This is a genomic window from Bacillus sp. SDLI1 (genome assembly GCF_001553895.1).
In the GTDB taxonomy this organism is placed as follows: Bacteria; Bacillota; Bacilli; order Bacillales; family Bacillaceae; genus Bacillus; species Bacillus siamensis.
The window spans coordinates 2,967,938-2,982,684 of the sequence record NZ_CP013950.1 but is presented as its reverse complement, the minus strand read 5'-3'; the positions used below and the strand labels follow the sequence as shown (position 1 = coordinate 2,982,684).

The following is a 14,747-nucleotide window of genomic DNA, read 5'->3' as shown; positions in this document are numbered from 1 at the left end:
GCATGAAAGCAAATGATTCGTAAACACTAAAATTCATCATGTATACTGTTACACAATCGAGTAAAAAGGAGGATCATCATGGAATTACAGCTTGAACGAAAACTCGTGTTAATCACAGGATCAACTTCCGGCATCGGAAAAGCCGCGGCAAAAAGCTTTTTAACTGAAGGCGCTGAGGTGATTGTAAACGGAAGAAAAAAAGAAACCGTTGAACGGACGGTTGAGGAGCTTTCCGCTTACGGAACGGTTCACGGCATCGCCGCAGATTTATCGCGTCAGGAGGAGGCCGATGATTTGATCAAGCGCGCCGCCGGAATCGGGGAAGTCGATATTCTCGTTAATAACCTCGGTTTTTTCGAAGTAAAGGACTTCGCGGATGTATCTGATGACGAATGGACCCGGTATTTTGAAGTGAATGTCATGAGCGCTGTGCGCCTGTGCCGGCGTTTTCTGCCGCAAATGCTTGAAAGAAACAGCGGACGGATTTTGAACATTTCCAGTGAAGCCGGTGTCAAACCGCTTGCGCAAATGATTCCGTATTCAATGACGAAAACGGCGTTAATCAGCTTGTCCCGGGGAATGGCGGAAATGACAAAAGGCACGAATGTCACGGTAAACTCCGTGCTGCCGGGACCGACATGGACCGAAGGCGTCGCTTCTTACATGGAAGGAGCCGCAAAGGCCGCCGGAGAAGATACGGACAGCTTCGTCCGGGATTATTTTAAAGTGAATGAACCGACATCTTTGATCCAACGCTATGCGACCCCGGAAGAAGTCGCCAATACGATTGTATTTCTCGCTTCAGCTGCGGCATCTGCCATTAACGGCACCGCACAGCGGGTTGAAGGCGGCATCATCCGTTCCATTTAACACAAAAAAAGCCCGGCACAATGGGACCATTCCCATATGCCAGGGCTTTTTTACATGAGGCCTGCAAACGGAACCGGCTCCCAGCCGCCTGTCTCAAGCTCTGCGGAAAACAGGCCGCCCGCATGCGGCTGTTCAAGTCTTTCGGCTTCCGTCAATTTTTCCGTCGCGGTCGTAATGTATAATGTGTTGAGCTCCCTTCCTCCGAACGCACAGCAGGTGACGTATTTTGCGGGAACTTCAATAGATGCAATTTCCTTATGCGAAAACGGGTCAATCCGGACGGCACGGCCGCCTCCGAACAGAGCCACCCACAGCATTCCGTCCCGGTCAATGGTCATCCCGTCGGGAGATCCTTGCGACTCCGGAAAGCGGTAGACTGTTTTCGGATCTGATACGGCTCCGGTTTTAGGATCGTATGCATAACAGACGATTTCCTGCGTCGGAGTATCAATATAGTACATCAGGTTTCGGTCCCGATCCCAATCCAAACCGTTCGAAGTGGAGACCTGGTCTTTTATTTTGGCAAGGCTGCCGTCCGTATTCAGACGGTACAGAGAAGCCTCCTCTTCTTTGCCTTCCATGCTCGTCGTCCCCGCCCATAATCTTCCGGACGGATCGCATTTTGCGTCATTGAAACGGATATCTTCCCGCATGTCTTTCGGCTGCTTCATCTTCGTCAATGTGTCTTCCCGGAGATTGTACAGGTAAAATCCGTCTTTCATCGTCATCACCAGCTCTTCCTTTGAATACAAGGCCAGAGCCGTGACAAATGATTTGAATTTAACGGAACGGTTGATTCCGTCAGCCGGAGTAAAAATATGGAGCTGGCTGCCCAGTATATCTACCCAGTACAGGCATTGCTTGTCCTTATCCCACAAAGGGCCTTCTCCTATAACTGCTCTCGTATCTGCTCGTAATGCTGCTTCCATGTGTGAACACCTCTTCTTTTGCTTGTCAGTCTTCTATATGTTATTCCCGACAAAGCGGCGTCCAAACTCAATCTTTTTTAAAAAGAATCGTAATCACCGTTCCGGCGCTGATTCTGCTGTTGACATGAATGGTTCCGTTATGGAGGTGAACCAGCTCCTTGGCAATGGCGAGCCCGAGCCCAGTTCCTTCTGACGGCCCCTTCGTATTCGTTCCCCGGTAATAACGGTTAAACAGCTGGTGAATCGTTTCGTCGTCCATTCCTCTTCCGTTATCTTTCACCTTCAGAATGAGCTGTTCTGCTGATTCCTCAAGCACGACCCGAATGGCGGTCCCTTTCTTATTATGCTTTACCGCGTTTGCCAGCAGATTCTCCAGAATACGGCGGAACCATGCTTCATCAATGGCGAAAAGAATATCTTCCTTTTTGGTTTCAAAGGCGATGTCATAGCCTTCCGAGAACGTGTTTTTCGTGAAATCGTTCGTGACGTTTCTGATAAACGGAACGACGTTGATCAGACGCCGTTCGATCGGGAGGGCGGCGTTTTTCAGACGGTATGTCAAGTTCAAGTCCTCAATCAGCTTCGACATATATTCTGATTTTTCCCGGACGATCTGCCCCATTTCTTTGACTTCTTCCGGGGTCCAATCGTATTGCTTCGATTCAAGCATCATGCTGTAGCCGTAAATCGTGCTCAGCGGGGTTTTCAAGTCATGGCTCAGCCCGGCGATCCACTCTTCCCTTGTCGCCTGGATTTTTTCTCTGTTTTTCTTATCCCGCTTCAGCGTGTCCGTCAGCTGATCCATTGATTCGAAAATCTCGGCGAAAAAGCGGAACGGCTGCTTTGTTTTGCCTTTTTTGTTTTTGCTGACCGGCTGTCCTTTGCGGTTCTTCGGCTCTTCAAGCCGGCCCTTTGATAAATTGACGAGCCATTTGATGGTATGAAACAGCGGCCAGCCGAAACGGAAAGAGTACCAGATGGTCAGGATGCAGATCATCAATACTAAGATTCCGATCAAGAGGAAGAGGGTTTTCATCACATTTCTCAGAAATGACTTGTTAAACTCATGATCGGGAATGTACACGGGATTCGGCACAGACGCGACCATCCATTTCGTTTTATCGAGTCTTTTAAAAGAAATTTCCCGCTTGTAATTCCACGGTTTGGAATTGTATTTCAGCAATTCAAGCTCATTGACGGTGTTCCGCTCTTTTTTGGTGCTGTTGATATCCCCGAGCAGTCTGCCGCTGTCTTCGAGAAGGTAGACCGCCCCTTTTTCCCGTTTAATATAATCAACCGTGCTTTTTTTATATTGAGAAAGAGAAGCGAGGGATGGCTCCTGGGACTCGATGTAAGTGAGAAGCTGCTCACTGGCGGATTTCCAGCCGAACAGAATCAGATAGGTCTCATCATTAATCGTGACCGTCCAGTAGTTCAGCTTATAGTTGTCAAAATTCCGGTACTGATAAATGGATAAGAGATCTTTTCTGCTGTAATGGCTCGGGACGTCTTTCGGCACTCTGTACGCGTAGTCCGTTTTTTCTTTGTCATTAATGATCTGCAGCCAGCCCTTCTGCTTTCTGACCGACATCTTTAAAAATTCATCGACATCCCATGTGCCGTCTTCGTTTTTATCAAGCCACGCTTCAAACGAGTCTGCCGTCGCTTTAGTAAGTCCCGCATTGGCTTCCGCTTCGCTGAAACGCCAATCCAAATAGAAGAAAGAAGCGACGGCCAAAACGGACATCAGCAGGATGACCAGCAGCAGCTGACCGAAAAAGTGAAGCAGAAATTTTCCGCGCATTCTCATGAGCGGGTTCCTTTTTCTCCTTGATCGGGAATAAACCGATAACCGAGGCCGCGCACCGTTACAATATAGGACGGATTGCTGGGGTCTTTTTCAATCTTTTCTCTGAGCTTGCGGATGTGAACCATGACGGTGTTGTTGTCGCCGTAAGACGGATAGCCCCACACTTTTTCATAGATCTGATCTTTCGAGAGCACCACATCAGGATGTTCACAGAAATATTGAAGCAATTGCAGAAGCTGTGCGGAGCAGCTGACGGGCTCGCCCCCGACGATCAGCTCGGCGTTTTGCGGCGAATAGGAAAAATGGCTGTATGAGTACGTTTTTACCGCCGTTTTCTCTTCGCGCTTATAGGTTCTCTTCAATGTCGCCCTGATCCGCGCCGCCAATTCCAGCGGATTAAACGGCTTTGTTATATAATCGTCAGCTCCCAATGCAAATCCTGACAGCTTATCCGCATCAGACGACCGGGCAGTCAGAAAAAAGATCGGAGCGTCGGTATAGTTCCGGATTTCGGCGCATGCCTCAAAACCGGACATGCCTTCCATCATCACATCCAGCACGAGCAGATCCGCTGTCTCATGTTTAACAAACTCAATCGCTTCCTCTGCGCTGCCTGCCGTCTTAATGTTGTGATAGCCTTCTTTGACGAGAACGCGCTTGACCATATCAACGATCGCCTTCTCATCGTCTACAATTAAAATTGACGCATTTTCCACCTTGGACGTTCCTTTCTCTTTGTTTTTTTCATCATATCATTATATGGATAAGATTTGGTACTTTTTTAGTGCGGAGGTCTTGCGGGGAAACAGAAAAGAAAAACGAGACCGGACGTCTCCTCTCGTTTTTCTCGCGGTGTCAGAGCGGAATCCCAATCATCCCGCCGCTTTGTCAGGAGCTTTCATTTATAAGATGAAGAATAAATTCCCAAAATCCCGGCACTTCCTGGCATAACAGCATGTCTGCTTTCTCTACGATTTTAATCTTCAATTCCTGTTCCAGATCTTCTCTTTCCTGGTAAGACGTATTGCTTAGTTTTTTTTTATCATTGGCGAAAAACGCGAAATCAAGAGTTCCATTTCGTCGATATCTGTTTTCCCCTTGTTGAAGTCAAATGGCCCGTTCACTGCTTATTTTCCCCCTTTTTTCTGCTTGTCCAGCTGCTTTCTGAGATTGTCGAGACCCTTTTTATGAATATTGGAAATGTTCTGCCGCGATTCCCCCAGAGACTCGGCAATCTCCTTCATTGTCGCTCCGTGAAGGTAAATATTCGTCAGCACGCTTTTTTGTTTATCGGTTAACGTCTGGAGCGCTTCGTATAAATCCCGGTTTTGGACATGCTGGCTCAAATCCCCCTGCTGCCGCAGAAACTCTTCATACGCGTCTTTTCCCATTTCATAGGGAAGCGCTTCACCTCCTTCCGGCTGATCCACCGTAAGCGGATAGCGCTTCTGATTTTTGCGGATGCGCTTGTCAAAGTCGATGGAGAAAATCCGGATCATAGAATTCATATATTTGATGATCCGGATTTCCTTATAAAACTGCTTAAAATGTTCGTCCAGTGATTTTGCATCCTTCTCGTCTGAATGTTCGAGCACATTTTTAAATTTCTCGTAATGCTTAGGGTCACTCAAGAAATGTTTGACGATCGGATGTTTCATGATTTCCTTGCATTTTGACCGTAAAAGAACTTGATAGTCCATAAAACCGCCTCCTATTTAAATTAAATGAAAGAAAGCAAAAAAAAGTAAACTACTCCTTTCCGACTAAGGTTCCACACTCCTTATGTCCCGGTTTTTCCGCAACAAAAAAAAGACCCTCCGCCCGGATATCAGGTTTACAAGAGCAGCACCTTCTTTCACTTATATACATGACTGCAGGTCAAGTCAGGAGGTGGCTGGTGATGGATCAGGTTTTTATAGAAGAAGTTGTCAGACAGATCGGCAATCTCGGCTTTCCGGCTCTGATTGCCATGTACCTTCTCACCCGGTTTGAGAAGAAGTTTGACGCCCTGATCGAGCTGATGGCGGAGCTGAAAGACCAGAAAATGAAAAATTAATTTTCACACGAAGTTGACTTTTCATCAGGACGCATCACTTAACAAAGCAGAAGGGAAAACGAAAGGCCTTTCACATTCTCTTTCTGAAAACCAAAGCTTGAGAGGAGACGATTTACATGTCAAAAGAAAACAACTGCAATATCCCGCAGCCGATCAGAGGAGACAAAGGAGCGACCGTCACGATACCGCGCAACCTTGAAAGAGACCGCCAAAATCCCGATATGCTGACGCCGCCGGAAACGGATCACGGCACGGTGGATAATATGAAATTCTCTTTCTCAGATGTGCATAACCGGCTGGAAAAGGGCGGATACGCGCGTGAGGTAACCGTCCGCGAGCTGCCGATTTCTAAAAATCTCGCATCTGTCAACATGCGTTTAAAACCGGGCGCCATCCGTGAGCTGCATTGGCATAAAGAAGCGGAATGGGCATATATGCTGACGGGCAAAGCGCGGGTCACAATTGTTGATGAACAGGGACGCAGTTTTATTGATGACGTGAAAGAAGGAGATCTGTGGTATTTCCCGTCAGGCCTGCCGCACTCCATTCAGGCGCTGAAAGAAGGCTGTGAATTCCTTTTAGTCTTTGATGACGGTTCATTCTCAGAAAACAGCACATTCCAAGTAACGGACTGGCTTGCCCACACGCCGCTTGATGTCATCGCCAGCAACTTCGGGGTTTCAGAAAAAGACCTTGCCGGACTGCCGGGGAAAGAAAAATATATCTTTGAAGAACCTGTTCCCGGCAAGCTGAAAGATGACATTGTGGAAGGACCGAACGGCGAGGTGCCTTACCCGTTCACCTACCGTCTGCTGGATGAAGGTCCGACTGCTGAAACGGACGGCGGCAAAGTATATATTGCGGATTCCACAAATTTCAAAGTGTCCAAAACGATCGCTTCAGCGCTTGTCGTGGTCGAACCGGGCGCAATGAGAGAGCTGCACTGGCATCCGAATACGCATGAATGGCAGTATTATATTTCCGGTAAAGGAAGAATGACGGTGTTTGCTTCGGACGGCCATGCGAGAACTTTCAACTATCAGGCCGGAGATGTCGGCTACGTTCCGTTCGCCATGGGCCATTATGTAGAGAATCTGGGGGATGAGCCGCTCGTCTTCTTGGAAATCTTCAAGGATGACCACTACGCCGATGTGTCTCTGAACCAATGGCTCGCCATGCTTCCTGAGAAATTCGTCCAGCAGCATCTTGATCTGGGCAAAGGCTTTACGGATATTCTTTCGAAAGAGAAACACCCTGTCGTCAAAAAGAAATGCTAAAGACACACACCGACTTGCAGAGTCCGTCTCTGCAAGTCGGTGTGTGTAAAAAGGAGCTGAGCAGATGATCAATCAAAACGGGCCGAAATTGTTTTTTCTCCGGGTGCTCAGGTATGCCCTGGCAGCGGCCGCCGTATTATTCGGGTATTTCATCGTGATGATGACCGTTTTTTCATTAGCCGGGACGAGCTACGGATCAATGGCGTACGTCCTGCTTTTTTCCGTGCTTTTTATTCTTCTCGGTTTATGTTTTGAACCGCTTGAGCGGCTGATGATACATAGCTTTATTTTTTTTGGGACGGGCAGGCTGCCTTTTCTTCTTTTAGCCAGCACCGTTCAGCTGCTGTTCCTCTGGATGACCGCGTATACGACGGATAAACTGATTGAAAAGATTTGGCTGTCAACGACCGAGGAGCTGATTGTGGCGGGGGTTTTTTTCGTTTTGGATAAATGCGTCTCCGGGCAAAAGCAGCCCCGGGCGCAATAAAAAAACGCAGACCGAAATGGTTCTGCGTTTTTACCGTCATACCGTGGCATTTTCATGCCGGATTAAATCGTATGTCAAGCAGACGGGTTTGTTCGTGCGCGGATCTTTAACGATCTGTGCGTCAATCTGAAACACGTCTTTCAATATGCCGGGCGTCATGACTTCCTCCGCCGTCCCTTCCTTGATGACGCGCCCTTTTTTCAGCGCAATCATATAATGGGAAAAACGGGCGGCATGGTTCAGATCATGAATGACCATTAAAATCGTGCGCCCCTGCTCTTTGTTTAATTTGTCCAGCAGCTGCAGTATCTCAAGCTGATGGGCGAGATCTAAATAAGTGGTCGGTTCATCAAGAAGCAGCAGCTCCGTTTCCTGAGCGAGCGCCATGGCGATCCACACACGCTGCCGCTGCCCGCCGGAAAGCGCTTCGATCGGCCGGTCGTAAAATTCGGCCATCCCCGTCTCTTCAAGCGCCCATTTGATCATATCACGGTCTTTATCACTCAAGCGGCCCATTCCGGACTGATGCGGAAACCTGCCGTAAGAAACAAGTTCGTATACCGTCAGCCCGCTCGGCGCTTCAGGCGTCTGCGGAAGGATGGCCATTTCCTTGGCGATGTCCTTCGTGGATTTTTGCATGATCGCCTGTCCGTTTAAATAGACGGCGCCGGATTTCGGTTTCATGATTCTTGACATCGTCTTAAGAACCGTCGATTTTCCGCATCCGTTTGGGCCGATCAGCGTTGTGATTTTTCCTTTCGGTATGGCGATGTCCAATTCTTTCGCTATCAGACGGTCTCCATAACCGACAGTAAGCTGTTCCGCCGATAATGAGTTCATCGCGGCAGTCTCCTTCCTCTATTTCGTTTTCATCAGCAAATATACAAAATACGGCGCTCCGAGCACGGAAATCACCAAGCCGACCGGAACCTCGGACGGCGCAAGCACATTTCTCGCCAGCGTATCAGCGAGCAGAAATAAAAATGCGCCGATTAAAGCCGAAACCGGAATAAGCGTTTGATGGCGCGGCCCGGTAAGCCTTCTCGCCAAATGCGGGGCAATCAATCCGAGAAAAGCGATTCCGCCGGCTGCCGCAACACATGACGCGGCCAAGGCGGCGGCTGAAAACAGCAGAATGCGCCGCTCCTTTTCGACCCGGGTGCCGAGTCCCGCCGCCAGCTGGTCACCGAGCTGGAGCACGTTTAAATATCTCGCTTTATAGAGGCTGAACGGCAAAAGAACCAGCAGCCACGGCAAAATGGACAGCACCATTTTCCAATTGGCATTCCAAATCGAACCGGAAATCCATACAAGCGCCTGCATGAAGTCCCGCGGGTCCATCTTCAGCTGAAAAATCAGGAGAAGCGCATTAAACCCCGCATTGACGCCGATCCCGACCAAAATGAGCCGGACAGGCGAAACACCTTTTTTCCAAGCGAGCACATAGATGAGCAGCGCAGCCAGAAAAGCCCCCGCCAAAGCGCTCACCGGAAGCAGCCATGTACTGAACATGCTTAAATCAGCAGCGGACCCTTGGAAAAAGAAGATAAACAAAACGACCGCCAAAGACGCCCCGGCGTTAATACCGAGAATGCCCGGCTCCGCCAAGTCATTTTGAGACACGCTTTGAAAAATCGCGCCTGAAACGGCGATTCCGGCACCGACCAGCAATGACAGCACCATGCGCGGCAGCCTGAATTCAAATAAAACGAGCTGATCCCGGGCATCCCCCTGTCCGAAAAAGACACGTAATGCATCGAAAGGCGCAATCCGGATCACACCCATATTTAAGCTGATAAAAAAGACGATGCATATGAGCAAAAACGTAACGGCTGTAACCGCCAGCGGTTTTTTCGATTTCACATTCATTACAGCCCTCTCCTTTCCCTGCGCGCCAAATAAAAGAAAAAGGGAACGCCGATAAGGGCCGTTAAAGCGCCGACCGGTGTTTCAAACGGCACATTGACGAGTCTTGCCGCAATGTCACTGAAGACTAACAAAACGGCGCCGAATACCGCCGAACAAGGAATAATCCATCTGTAATCTACACCGACTAAAAAACGGGTGATGTGCGGAATCACCAAGCCGATAAAAGAAATGGCTCCGGCGACTGATACTGAAGCCCCCGTCAAGAGGACAACGACAACCATTCCGATGACTTTCACAAGCGCCGTGTACTGCCCGAGCCCTTTGGCAAGCTCCTCACCCAAGCTCAGCACCGTCACTGAGCGCGCAATCAGAAATGCGAGCAAAAGTCCGATGACGCCGACTGCCAAAAGCAGCTGGACGCCCTCCCATTTCACGGATGCGACTCCTCCGGCATACCAGAACTTCACATCCTGAGCGACATCAAAACGGATCGCAATCGCGCTTGAAAGCCCCGTTAAGAAATAGCCGACCGCCGTACCGGCCAGCGCGAGCTTCACCGGTGTCAGCCCGCCTTTTGAAAACAGGCCGATGCCAAACACAATGAGCGCCCCGATTCCCGCTCCCATAAAGGACCACAAAACAAGCCCCGCGGCAGAGAGCCCCGGAAAAAAAGCAAATGCCAAAGCGATCGCAAATCCCGATCCCGACGTCACGCCCATAATGGAAGGCTCAGCAAGCGGGTTTCGCGTCAGCCCCTGCATAATAGCCCCGGACACAGCTAAAAAAGCCCCGACGAGCGCGGCGGCAGCAGTTCTCGGCAGCCTCAGATCGCGTATGATTTGATGAGATGTATTTTGCGGCTGAAAGTGAAAGAGAGCATCCCACACCGTCCGCAGATGAATATCGGCAGCTCCGATGGAAACAGACAAGGCCGCGCCGATCAATAAAACCGCAATACCGGCACACAGCAGCACAACCGCCCGGAATGAACGCGCCGTCCACTGGATTTTGCTCCCTGATGCCCCTTGAGCCGTCATTGTCTGCTTCTTTTTTAATAGACCCAACACTCGTTCTTCCTTTCTCAAAACAAGAATGGTAATGATAATGATTATCAATGACTTGTTTCAGTATAGCACTATTATCTTCTCTTTTAATAGACCTAATTTCATATGACAATAGAAAGTTTTTCTTTAAAAAGAGCGTGCTTCTCTATAAAAGCAGTGATATAATCACACTGATAATGATTCTCTTTATCACTATTTTTTTTATGAAAGAAGGAATGTCAGATGTTCCATACATACAAGAAAATCGGCGCTGCGCTGATTGCCGTGCTGCTCATCGCCGCTTTGGCCGCATGCGGAAATTCTTCAGACACGAAAGGCTCTTCTGAAACAGGAGAAACCGTCACTTATAAAGCCGAAAACGGCAATATTAAAATTCCGAAGCACCCGAAGCGTGTCGTCGTCATGGCTGACGGCTACTACGGCGACTTCAAACAGCTCGGCATCAATGTTGTCGGCGCGCCGCAAAACGTATTTAAAAACCCGTATTACAAAGGGAAAACAAACGGTGTGACAAACATCGGCGACGGCACGTCCGTTGAGAAAATCATTGACTTAAAGCCTGATTTAATCGTTGTCTGGACGACACAAGACGCCGATATTGAAAAACTGGAAAAAATCGCGCCGACCATCGCCATCAAATATGACAAGCTCAGCAACATTGATCAATTCAAAGAGTTTGCGAAAATGACGGGCACTGAAGATAAAGCAGACAAATGGCTGGCTGAATGGGATAAGAAAACCGCTGCCGCTAAAACAAAAGTTCAAAAAGCGGTCGGCTCAAAAACCATCTCCATCATGCAGACAAACGGAAAAGACATCTATGTATTCGGTAAAGACTTCGGCCGCGGCGGAAGCATCATTTATGACAAACTCGGGCTGAAAGCCACAAAACTGACGAAGGAAAAAGCCATTAATCAAGGGCCGGGCTACGCCAGCATTTCACTTGAAAAACTGCCTGACTTCGCGGGAGACTATATCTTTATGGGGCCATGGCAGGCCGGCGGTGACGACAAAGGCGTGCTTGACAGTTCAATCTGGAAGAATCTCGATGCCGTCAAGCAAAACCATGTCTATCACATTGATCCGATCGGCTTCTATTTCTCAGACCCGATTTCACTCGAAGGCCAGCTCGACTACATCACAAAAAGCTTAACAAAGTAACCCGGGAGCCGCTGTCACAGCGGCTTTTTATGACGACAAAACTTGACAAAAAAATTCATTTATGCTATAATTTACATTTTTGGATTAACATGTATAATAAGATTCTCCCGGCCGGAGATTGACGTAAATAACGGAGGATCTTTAATATGAGAGAAAATAAGGCGAGTATGACTTCCCTGCTGTCCGCTTTCGTAAGGGCGTACCACAGTAAATACGACACACCGGTGATATTTGATGATTTCTTGGCACAAGATCTTTTATCTGAAAAAGAGCTGTCGGACATCAGCGATCATTTGATTCAAGGTATATCATTTTTCAGCAAAGACATGGCCCGGAAGCTTCAAGGCAAACCGGATGACATCTTAAAATGGGTGACTCAAGTTCAGCTGTCTCCTACACCGTTAGCCCGTGCGGCGTATTGTGAAGAAGTGCTTTTGAATGAAGTGAAGCTCGGGGTTAAACAGTATGTCATCCTCGGCGCAGGGCTGGATACTTTCTGTTTCAGGCATCCCGAGGTGACAAACGGCACAGACATCTTTGAAGTGGATCTCCGCGCTTCACAGGAAGACAAATTAAACAGATTAACACGTCTTGAGCGCGATATCCCGAGCCGTCTTCATTTTGCGCCGATGGACTTTACGGCTCCGCTTTCTTTCAGCCGACTGAATCAGGAAGGTTTTTCCCGCCGAAAAACCTTTTTCAGCCTGCTCGGTGTGTCATACTATCTAACGAAAGAGCATCTCGCCCGCCTGCTTACACAATTATTTGCCGAAGTCCCGCCCGGCAGCTCTGTCGTGTTTGATTATGCGGATGAGTCGCTCTTTGAAGAAAAAGGACTGTCAAATAGAGTGGAGAACATGGTGAAAATGGCTGCGGCAGGCGGGGAACCGATGCTGTCGTGTTTCAGCTATAAAGAAATTGAAAAGCTGTTAGAATCATCAGGCCTGCTTATTTATGAACATTTATCTCCAGCGGTTATCAATGACCGTTTTTTCAGCGGGCGCACTGACCATTTAACCGCATTCGAGACCATTCATTATATACACGCCGTCAAAAAGTAATCCGCTGACGCCAAAAAAGACATCCCACAGACGTGAGATGTCTTTTTTTTATACGGATTGTCTGTTGTTTGCAAATTTCTTTGAAACAAAAGGATATAACAGCAAACCGACGAAAAACAGTCCGATACCGAGAATAAAGGTCGTTAAATCGGCCGTTCCGGTAATAATGACGTAAAAAGAATAAATGCAGGCAAGGATGGCGATGAAACCGTCCTTCACTCTTGAACCCTTGATTTCGTCATACGTTTCACCCGTCAGCACGAGCTTCAGGCTGTAAAACGCAGATACGAGATACGGAATCAGATAAGCGAGTGTCGCCGCCGTTGTTAAAAACGTAAACGCGTCACTGATTGTCCGGGAAATAACCGAAAAGATAAAGATCTGTGACATCACATTCGTGACGATTAACGACACAACCGGGCTTCCCTGTTTATTCGTTTTTGCAAAAGCGGCGGGAAAGTCTCCTGATTTCGCGGCTTGATACGGAACTTCAGAGCCGAGAAGAATCCAGCCGAGCATCGTCCCGAACAGACAGAGGATCGCCAAAATCGCCATGATGATGCTTCCCGCATTGCCGACAATCGCGTATAATACGTCAACAAACGGTTTTTCCGAGCCGACAAGCTTACCATGCGGAAGCACGCCCATCGTAATCAATGTCACGATAATATAGATGCTGAGCGCGATCAATAAGCCGGTAATGGTGGCGCGTTTCACGTCGCGCTGCGAACGGGCGCGCCCGGATAAGATGACGGCCGATTCAATTCCGACGAACGCCCATAATGTTGAAATCGCCGCATTGTGGACCTGACCGCCGATTCCCTCAACCGTGTGAGGACCTGTTTGAACCGGAAAATAAAAATGATCGAAAAACGACGTTTGAAACACAAACAAACCTGCAATGATAAAAAAGATAAATCCTAATACTTTTGAAAACGTCGTAACGAAATTTAATTTACTCGCACCGTTCATGCTGGAAACGAGAATCGTGTGAGTGCCCCACAATAAAACCGTACATACGGCAAACGTCAGCAGCTGGCCAAGTGTAACCGCCTGACCGCCGATTGAAAACATTTCACGCTTATCCGTTAAAATCGGGAAAAAAGAAGTTAAATATCCGGCAAGGCTGGTGATGATCGCCACGTTGCTGATCCAGCTCGCCACCCAGTAGCCCCACACCATCGTGAAACCGGCTGCGTTCCCTTTTTTCCGATCACTGAACAGCGCTCTCGCATAGCTTTGCGGCCCCGCCGTCAGCTCAGGCTTGCGGATGGATAAGTGACCGAAGACAAGCGCGATCATTAACACACCGGCTCCCGTTAAAAGCCACGCCGATGTAGCGCCGAACGGGCTCGCGATTTTTGCGAGCGTGCTCGGAAGGGAAAAGATGCCCGAGCCTACCATATTTCCTACGACAAATGCCGTTAATAACCAAAAACCCCATTTTTTCGTCTGTTCCATTCCTGTACCTCCTGGTTGTTCATTCGTACGGACCAGACCCCGAGACCATATTTACACACAAAAAAAGCCTGAACAAAAGTCCATGCTTAAAGAAACACACACCCTTGATCTCCGGATAGCCCTCCGCGAAAAAGCACGCGGCAGTCCTGCACTTATTCAGATACAGTCCCAGCATAAAGAAGGATCGGCTTTCTTTACACTTCGGCGCTGATGCCTTTAACACATGTTTTGCGGCCCCTTATCAGCCTGGCATGTGCGACTCATCATCAAGCGCAACCTCTACCTCACCGAGAAAGAGTGAGGATTTTTATCATTCAATTCTACTCAGAGGTTATCAGAGATAAAAAGATCTGTCAAAGGGAAAAATTAGACGGAAAACGGATAGAGCATTTGCCCTACCCGTTTTTTATAGTCAGCGGTTGTTTTTTTTCTTTTGAACAGCTTCTTGAAGCGGATCGTCTTTCAAAGCTGCACCGGCGTCCTCAAGCGCACCTTGAATGACGTTTTTGTTTTTATCGCTGTTTTTGCCTTTTTCTTTGTTAAAGAAAGCCATCTGTATCACCTCTTTATCAAATATAGGTACACCTATAATGTGTCTTTTTCCGCGGCAGAATATGCGGAATCCGATCCTCCTTCCTTTTGGCGGAACAGGTAAAGTTTGTTGATCAAACATGCATTCTCTTGATATATTTGTAATTCAGG

Annotated in this window: 15 protein-coding genes, 1 pseudogene and 1 riboswitch; of the genes and pseudogenes, 6 read left to right on the top strand and 10 right to left on the bottom strand. The window is 48.2% G+C overall.

What is annotated here, in order from left to right; translation table 11 throughout:
- The first annotated feature begins 78 nt into the window (after positions 1–78).
- Entirely contained in the window at positions 79–870 is a 792-nt protein-coding gene (locus tag AUL54_RS14440) for an SDR family NAD(P)-dependent oxidoreductase (RefSeq protein ID WP_016937962.1), read from the top strand.
- Positions 871–920: 50 nt separating this feature from the next.
- Here AUL54_RS14440 and AUL54_RS14435 read toward each other — a convergent pair whose 3' ends face one another.
- From AUL54_RS14435 to AUL54_RS14415, 5 genes and pseudogenes are all read right to left on the bottom strand, one after another.
- On the bottom strand, positions 921–1,799 hold the full coding sequence (locus AUL54_RS14435; RefSeq protein WP_060964298.1) for an SMP-30/gluconolactonase/LRE family protein: 879 nt from the start codon (positions 1,797–1,799) through the stop codon (positions 921–923).
- Between the two features lie 67 nt (positions 1,800–1,866).
- The gene (locus AUL54_RS14430) at positions 1,867–3,609 is read right to left on the bottom strand and encodes a HAMP domain-containing sensor histidine kinase (protein WP_060964297.1); all 1,743 of its coding nucleotides are present in this window, start codon (positions 3,607–3,609) and stop codon (positions 1,867–1,869) included.
- Positions 3,606–4,325 (bottom strand): response regulator transcription factor, encoded by a 720-nt coding sequence (locus tag AUL54_RS14425; RefSeq protein WP_060964296.1) that lies wholly within the window; start codon positions 4,323–4,325, stop codon positions 3,606–3,608. The genes AUL54_RS14430 and AUL54_RS14425 overlap by 4 nt, the downstream gene beginning before the upstream one ends.
- Before the next feature lie 172 nt (positions 4,326–4,497).
- A pseudogene (gene rsoA, locus AUL54_RS14420) lies at positions 4,498–4,685 on the bottom strand (sigma-O factor regulator RsoA).
- Between the two features lie 51 nt (positions 4,686–4,736).
- Complete coding sequence (locus AUL54_RS14415) at positions 4,737–5,267, bottom strand: sigma-70 family RNA polymerase sigma factor (RefSeq protein ID WP_095241447.1); 531 nt, start codon at positions 5,265–5,267, stop codon at positions 4,737–4,739.
- Between the two features lie 242 nt (positions 5,268–5,509).
- On the opposite strand from AUL54_RS14415, the gene AUL54_RS20800 reads away from it, so the two are divergent.
- From AUL54_RS20800 to AUL54_RS14405, 3 genes are all read left to right on the top strand, one after another.
- The gene (locus AUL54_RS20800) at positions 5,510–5,665 is read left to right on the top strand and encodes a YvrJ family protein (RefSeq protein WP_016937956.1); all 156 of its coding nucleotides are present in this window, start codon (positions 5,510–5,512) and stop codon (positions 5,663–5,665) included.
- A 116-nt stretch (positions 5,666–5,781) separates the two neighbouring features.
- Positions 5,782–6,942, top strand: coding sequence for an oxalate decarboxylase family bicupin (locus tag AUL54_RS14410; RefSeq protein ID WP_060964295.1), 1,161 nt, complete (start codon positions 5,782–5,784; stop codon positions 6,940–6,942).
- Between the two features lie 64 nt (positions 6,943–7,006).
- A complete protein-coding gene (locus AUL54_RS14405; protein ID WP_060964294.1) occupies positions 7,007–7,429 on the top strand; it encodes an acid stress-sensitive anti sigma factor RsiO in 423 nt (140 codons plus the stop codon).
- Between the two features lie 36 nt (positions 7,430–7,465).
- On the opposite strand, the gene AUL54_RS14400 is transcribed toward AUL54_RS14405, so the two are convergent.
- From AUL54_RS14400 to AUL54_RS14390, 3 genes are read right to left on the bottom strand one after another with little or no spacing between them, the layout of a single operon-like run.
- Positions 7,466–8,269, bottom strand: a complete 804-nt coding sequence (locus AUL54_RS14400; protein WP_012118422.1) for an ABC transporter ATP-binding protein — start codon at positions 8,267–8,269, stop codon at positions 7,466–7,468.
- 18 nt (positions 8,270–8,287) lie between these two features.
- Positions 8,288–9,298 carry a FecCD family ABC transporter permease gene (locus tag AUL54_RS14395; RefSeq protein ID WP_060964293.1) on the bottom strand — a complete coding sequence of 337 codons (1,011 nt, stop codon included), beginning with the start codon at positions 9,296–9,298 and terminating at the stop codon, positions 8,288–8,290.
- Positions 9,298–10,335, bottom strand: coding sequence for a FecCD family ABC transporter permease (locus tag AUL54_RS14390; protein ID WP_201025267.1), 1,038 nt, complete (start codon positions 10,333–10,335; stop codon positions 9,298–9,300). Before AUL54_RS14390 ends, AUL54_RS14395 begins: the two co-directional genes overlap by 1 nt.
- 249 nt (positions 10,336–10,584) lie before the next feature.
- Here AUL54_RS14390 and AUL54_RS14385 point away from each other — a divergent pair, with 249 nt between their 5' ends.
- Positions 10,585–11,523, top strand: a complete 939-nt coding sequence (locus tag AUL54_RS14385) for an iron-hydroxamate ABC transporter substrate-binding protein (protein ID WP_060964291.1) — start codon at positions 10,585–10,587, stop codon at positions 11,521–11,523.
- 146 nt (positions 11,524–11,669) lie between these two features.
- Positions 11,670–12,584 carry a class I SAM-dependent methyltransferase gene (locus AUL54_RS14380; RefSeq protein WP_060964290.1) on the top strand — a complete coding sequence of 305 codons (915 nt, stop codon included), beginning with the start codon at positions 11,670–11,672 and terminating at the stop codon, positions 12,582–12,584.
- 48 nt (positions 12,585–12,632) lie between these two features.
- Here AUL54_RS14380 and AUL54_RS14375 read toward each other — a convergent pair whose 3' ends face one another.
- Together AUL54_RS14375 and sspJ are read right to left on the bottom strand one after the other, a co-directional pair.
- Entirely contained in the window at positions 12,633–14,045 is a 1,413-nt protein-coding gene (locus tag AUL54_RS14375) for an amino acid permease (RefSeq protein WP_060964289.1), read from the bottom strand.
- A 108-nt stretch (positions 14,046–14,153) separates the two neighbouring features.
- A riboswitch (Lysine riboswitch) is annotated at positions 14,154–14,335 on the bottom strand.
- 122 nt (positions 14,336–14,457) lie between these two features.
- Positions 14,458–14,598 carry a small acid-soluble spore protein SspJ gene (sspJ, locus tag AUL54_RS14370; protein ID WP_007410034.1) on the bottom strand — a complete coding sequence of 47 codons (141 nt, stop codon included), beginning with the start codon at positions 14,596–14,598 and terminating at the stop codon, positions 14,458–14,460.
- Positions 14,599–14,747: the final 149 nt, after the last annotated feature.

Coding starts and splice junctions, on each gene's coding strand:
- AUL54_RS14405 (WP_060964294.1), top strand. CDS start 7,007: ATGATCAATCAAAACGGGCCGAAATTGTTTTTTCTCCGGGTGCTCAGG.
- AUL54_RS14435 (WP_060964298.1), bottom strand. CDS start 1,799: ATGGAAGCAGCATTACGAGCAGATACGAGAGCAGTTATAGGAGAAGGC.
- AUL54_RS14400 (WP_012118422.1), bottom strand. CDS start 8,269: ATGAACTCATTATCGGCGGAACAGCTTACTGTCGGTTATGGAGACCGT.
- AUL54_RS14380 (WP_060964290.1), top strand. CDS start 11,670: ATGAGAGAAAATAAGGCGAGTATGACTTCCCTGCTGTCCGCTTTCGTA.
- AUL54_RS14390 (WP_201025267.1), bottom strand. CDS start 10,335: ATGACGGCTCAAGGGGCATCAGGGAGCAAAATCCAGTGGACGGCGCGT.
- AUL54_RS14395 (WP_060964293.1), bottom strand. CDS start 9,298: ATGAATGTGAAATCGAAAAAACCGCTGGCGGTTACAGCCGTTACGTTT.
- AUL54_RS14410 (WP_060964295.1), top strand. CDS start 5,782: ATGTCAAAAGAAAACAACTGCAATATCCCGCAGCCGATCAGAGGAGAC.
- AUL54_RS14415 (WP_095241447.1), bottom strand. CDS start 5,267: ATGAAACATCCGATCGTCAAACATTTCTTGAGTGACCCTAAGCATTAC.
- AUL54_RS14440 (WP_016937962.1), top strand. CDS start 79: ATGGAATTACAGCTTGAACGAAAACTCGTGTTAATCACAGGATCAACT.
- AUL54_RS14385 (WP_060964291.1), top strand. CDS start 10,585: ATGTTCCATACATACAAGAAAATCGGCGCTGCGCTGATTGCCGTGCTG.
- AUL54_RS14375 (WP_060964289.1), bottom strand. CDS start 14,045: ATGGAACAGACGAAAAAATGGGGTTTTTGGTTATTAACGGCATTTGTC.
- AUL54_RS14430 (WP_060964297.1), bottom strand. CDS start 3,609: ATGAGAATGCGCGGAAAATTTCTGCTTCACTTTTTCGGTCAGCTGCTG.
- AUL54_RS20800 (WP_016937956.1), top strand. CDS start 5,510: ATGGATCAGGTTTTTATAGAAGAAGTTGTCAGACAGATCGGCAATCTC.
- sspJ (WP_007410034.1), bottom strand. CDS start 14,598: ATGGCTTTCTTTAACAAAGAAAAAGGCAAAAACAGCGATAAAAACAAA.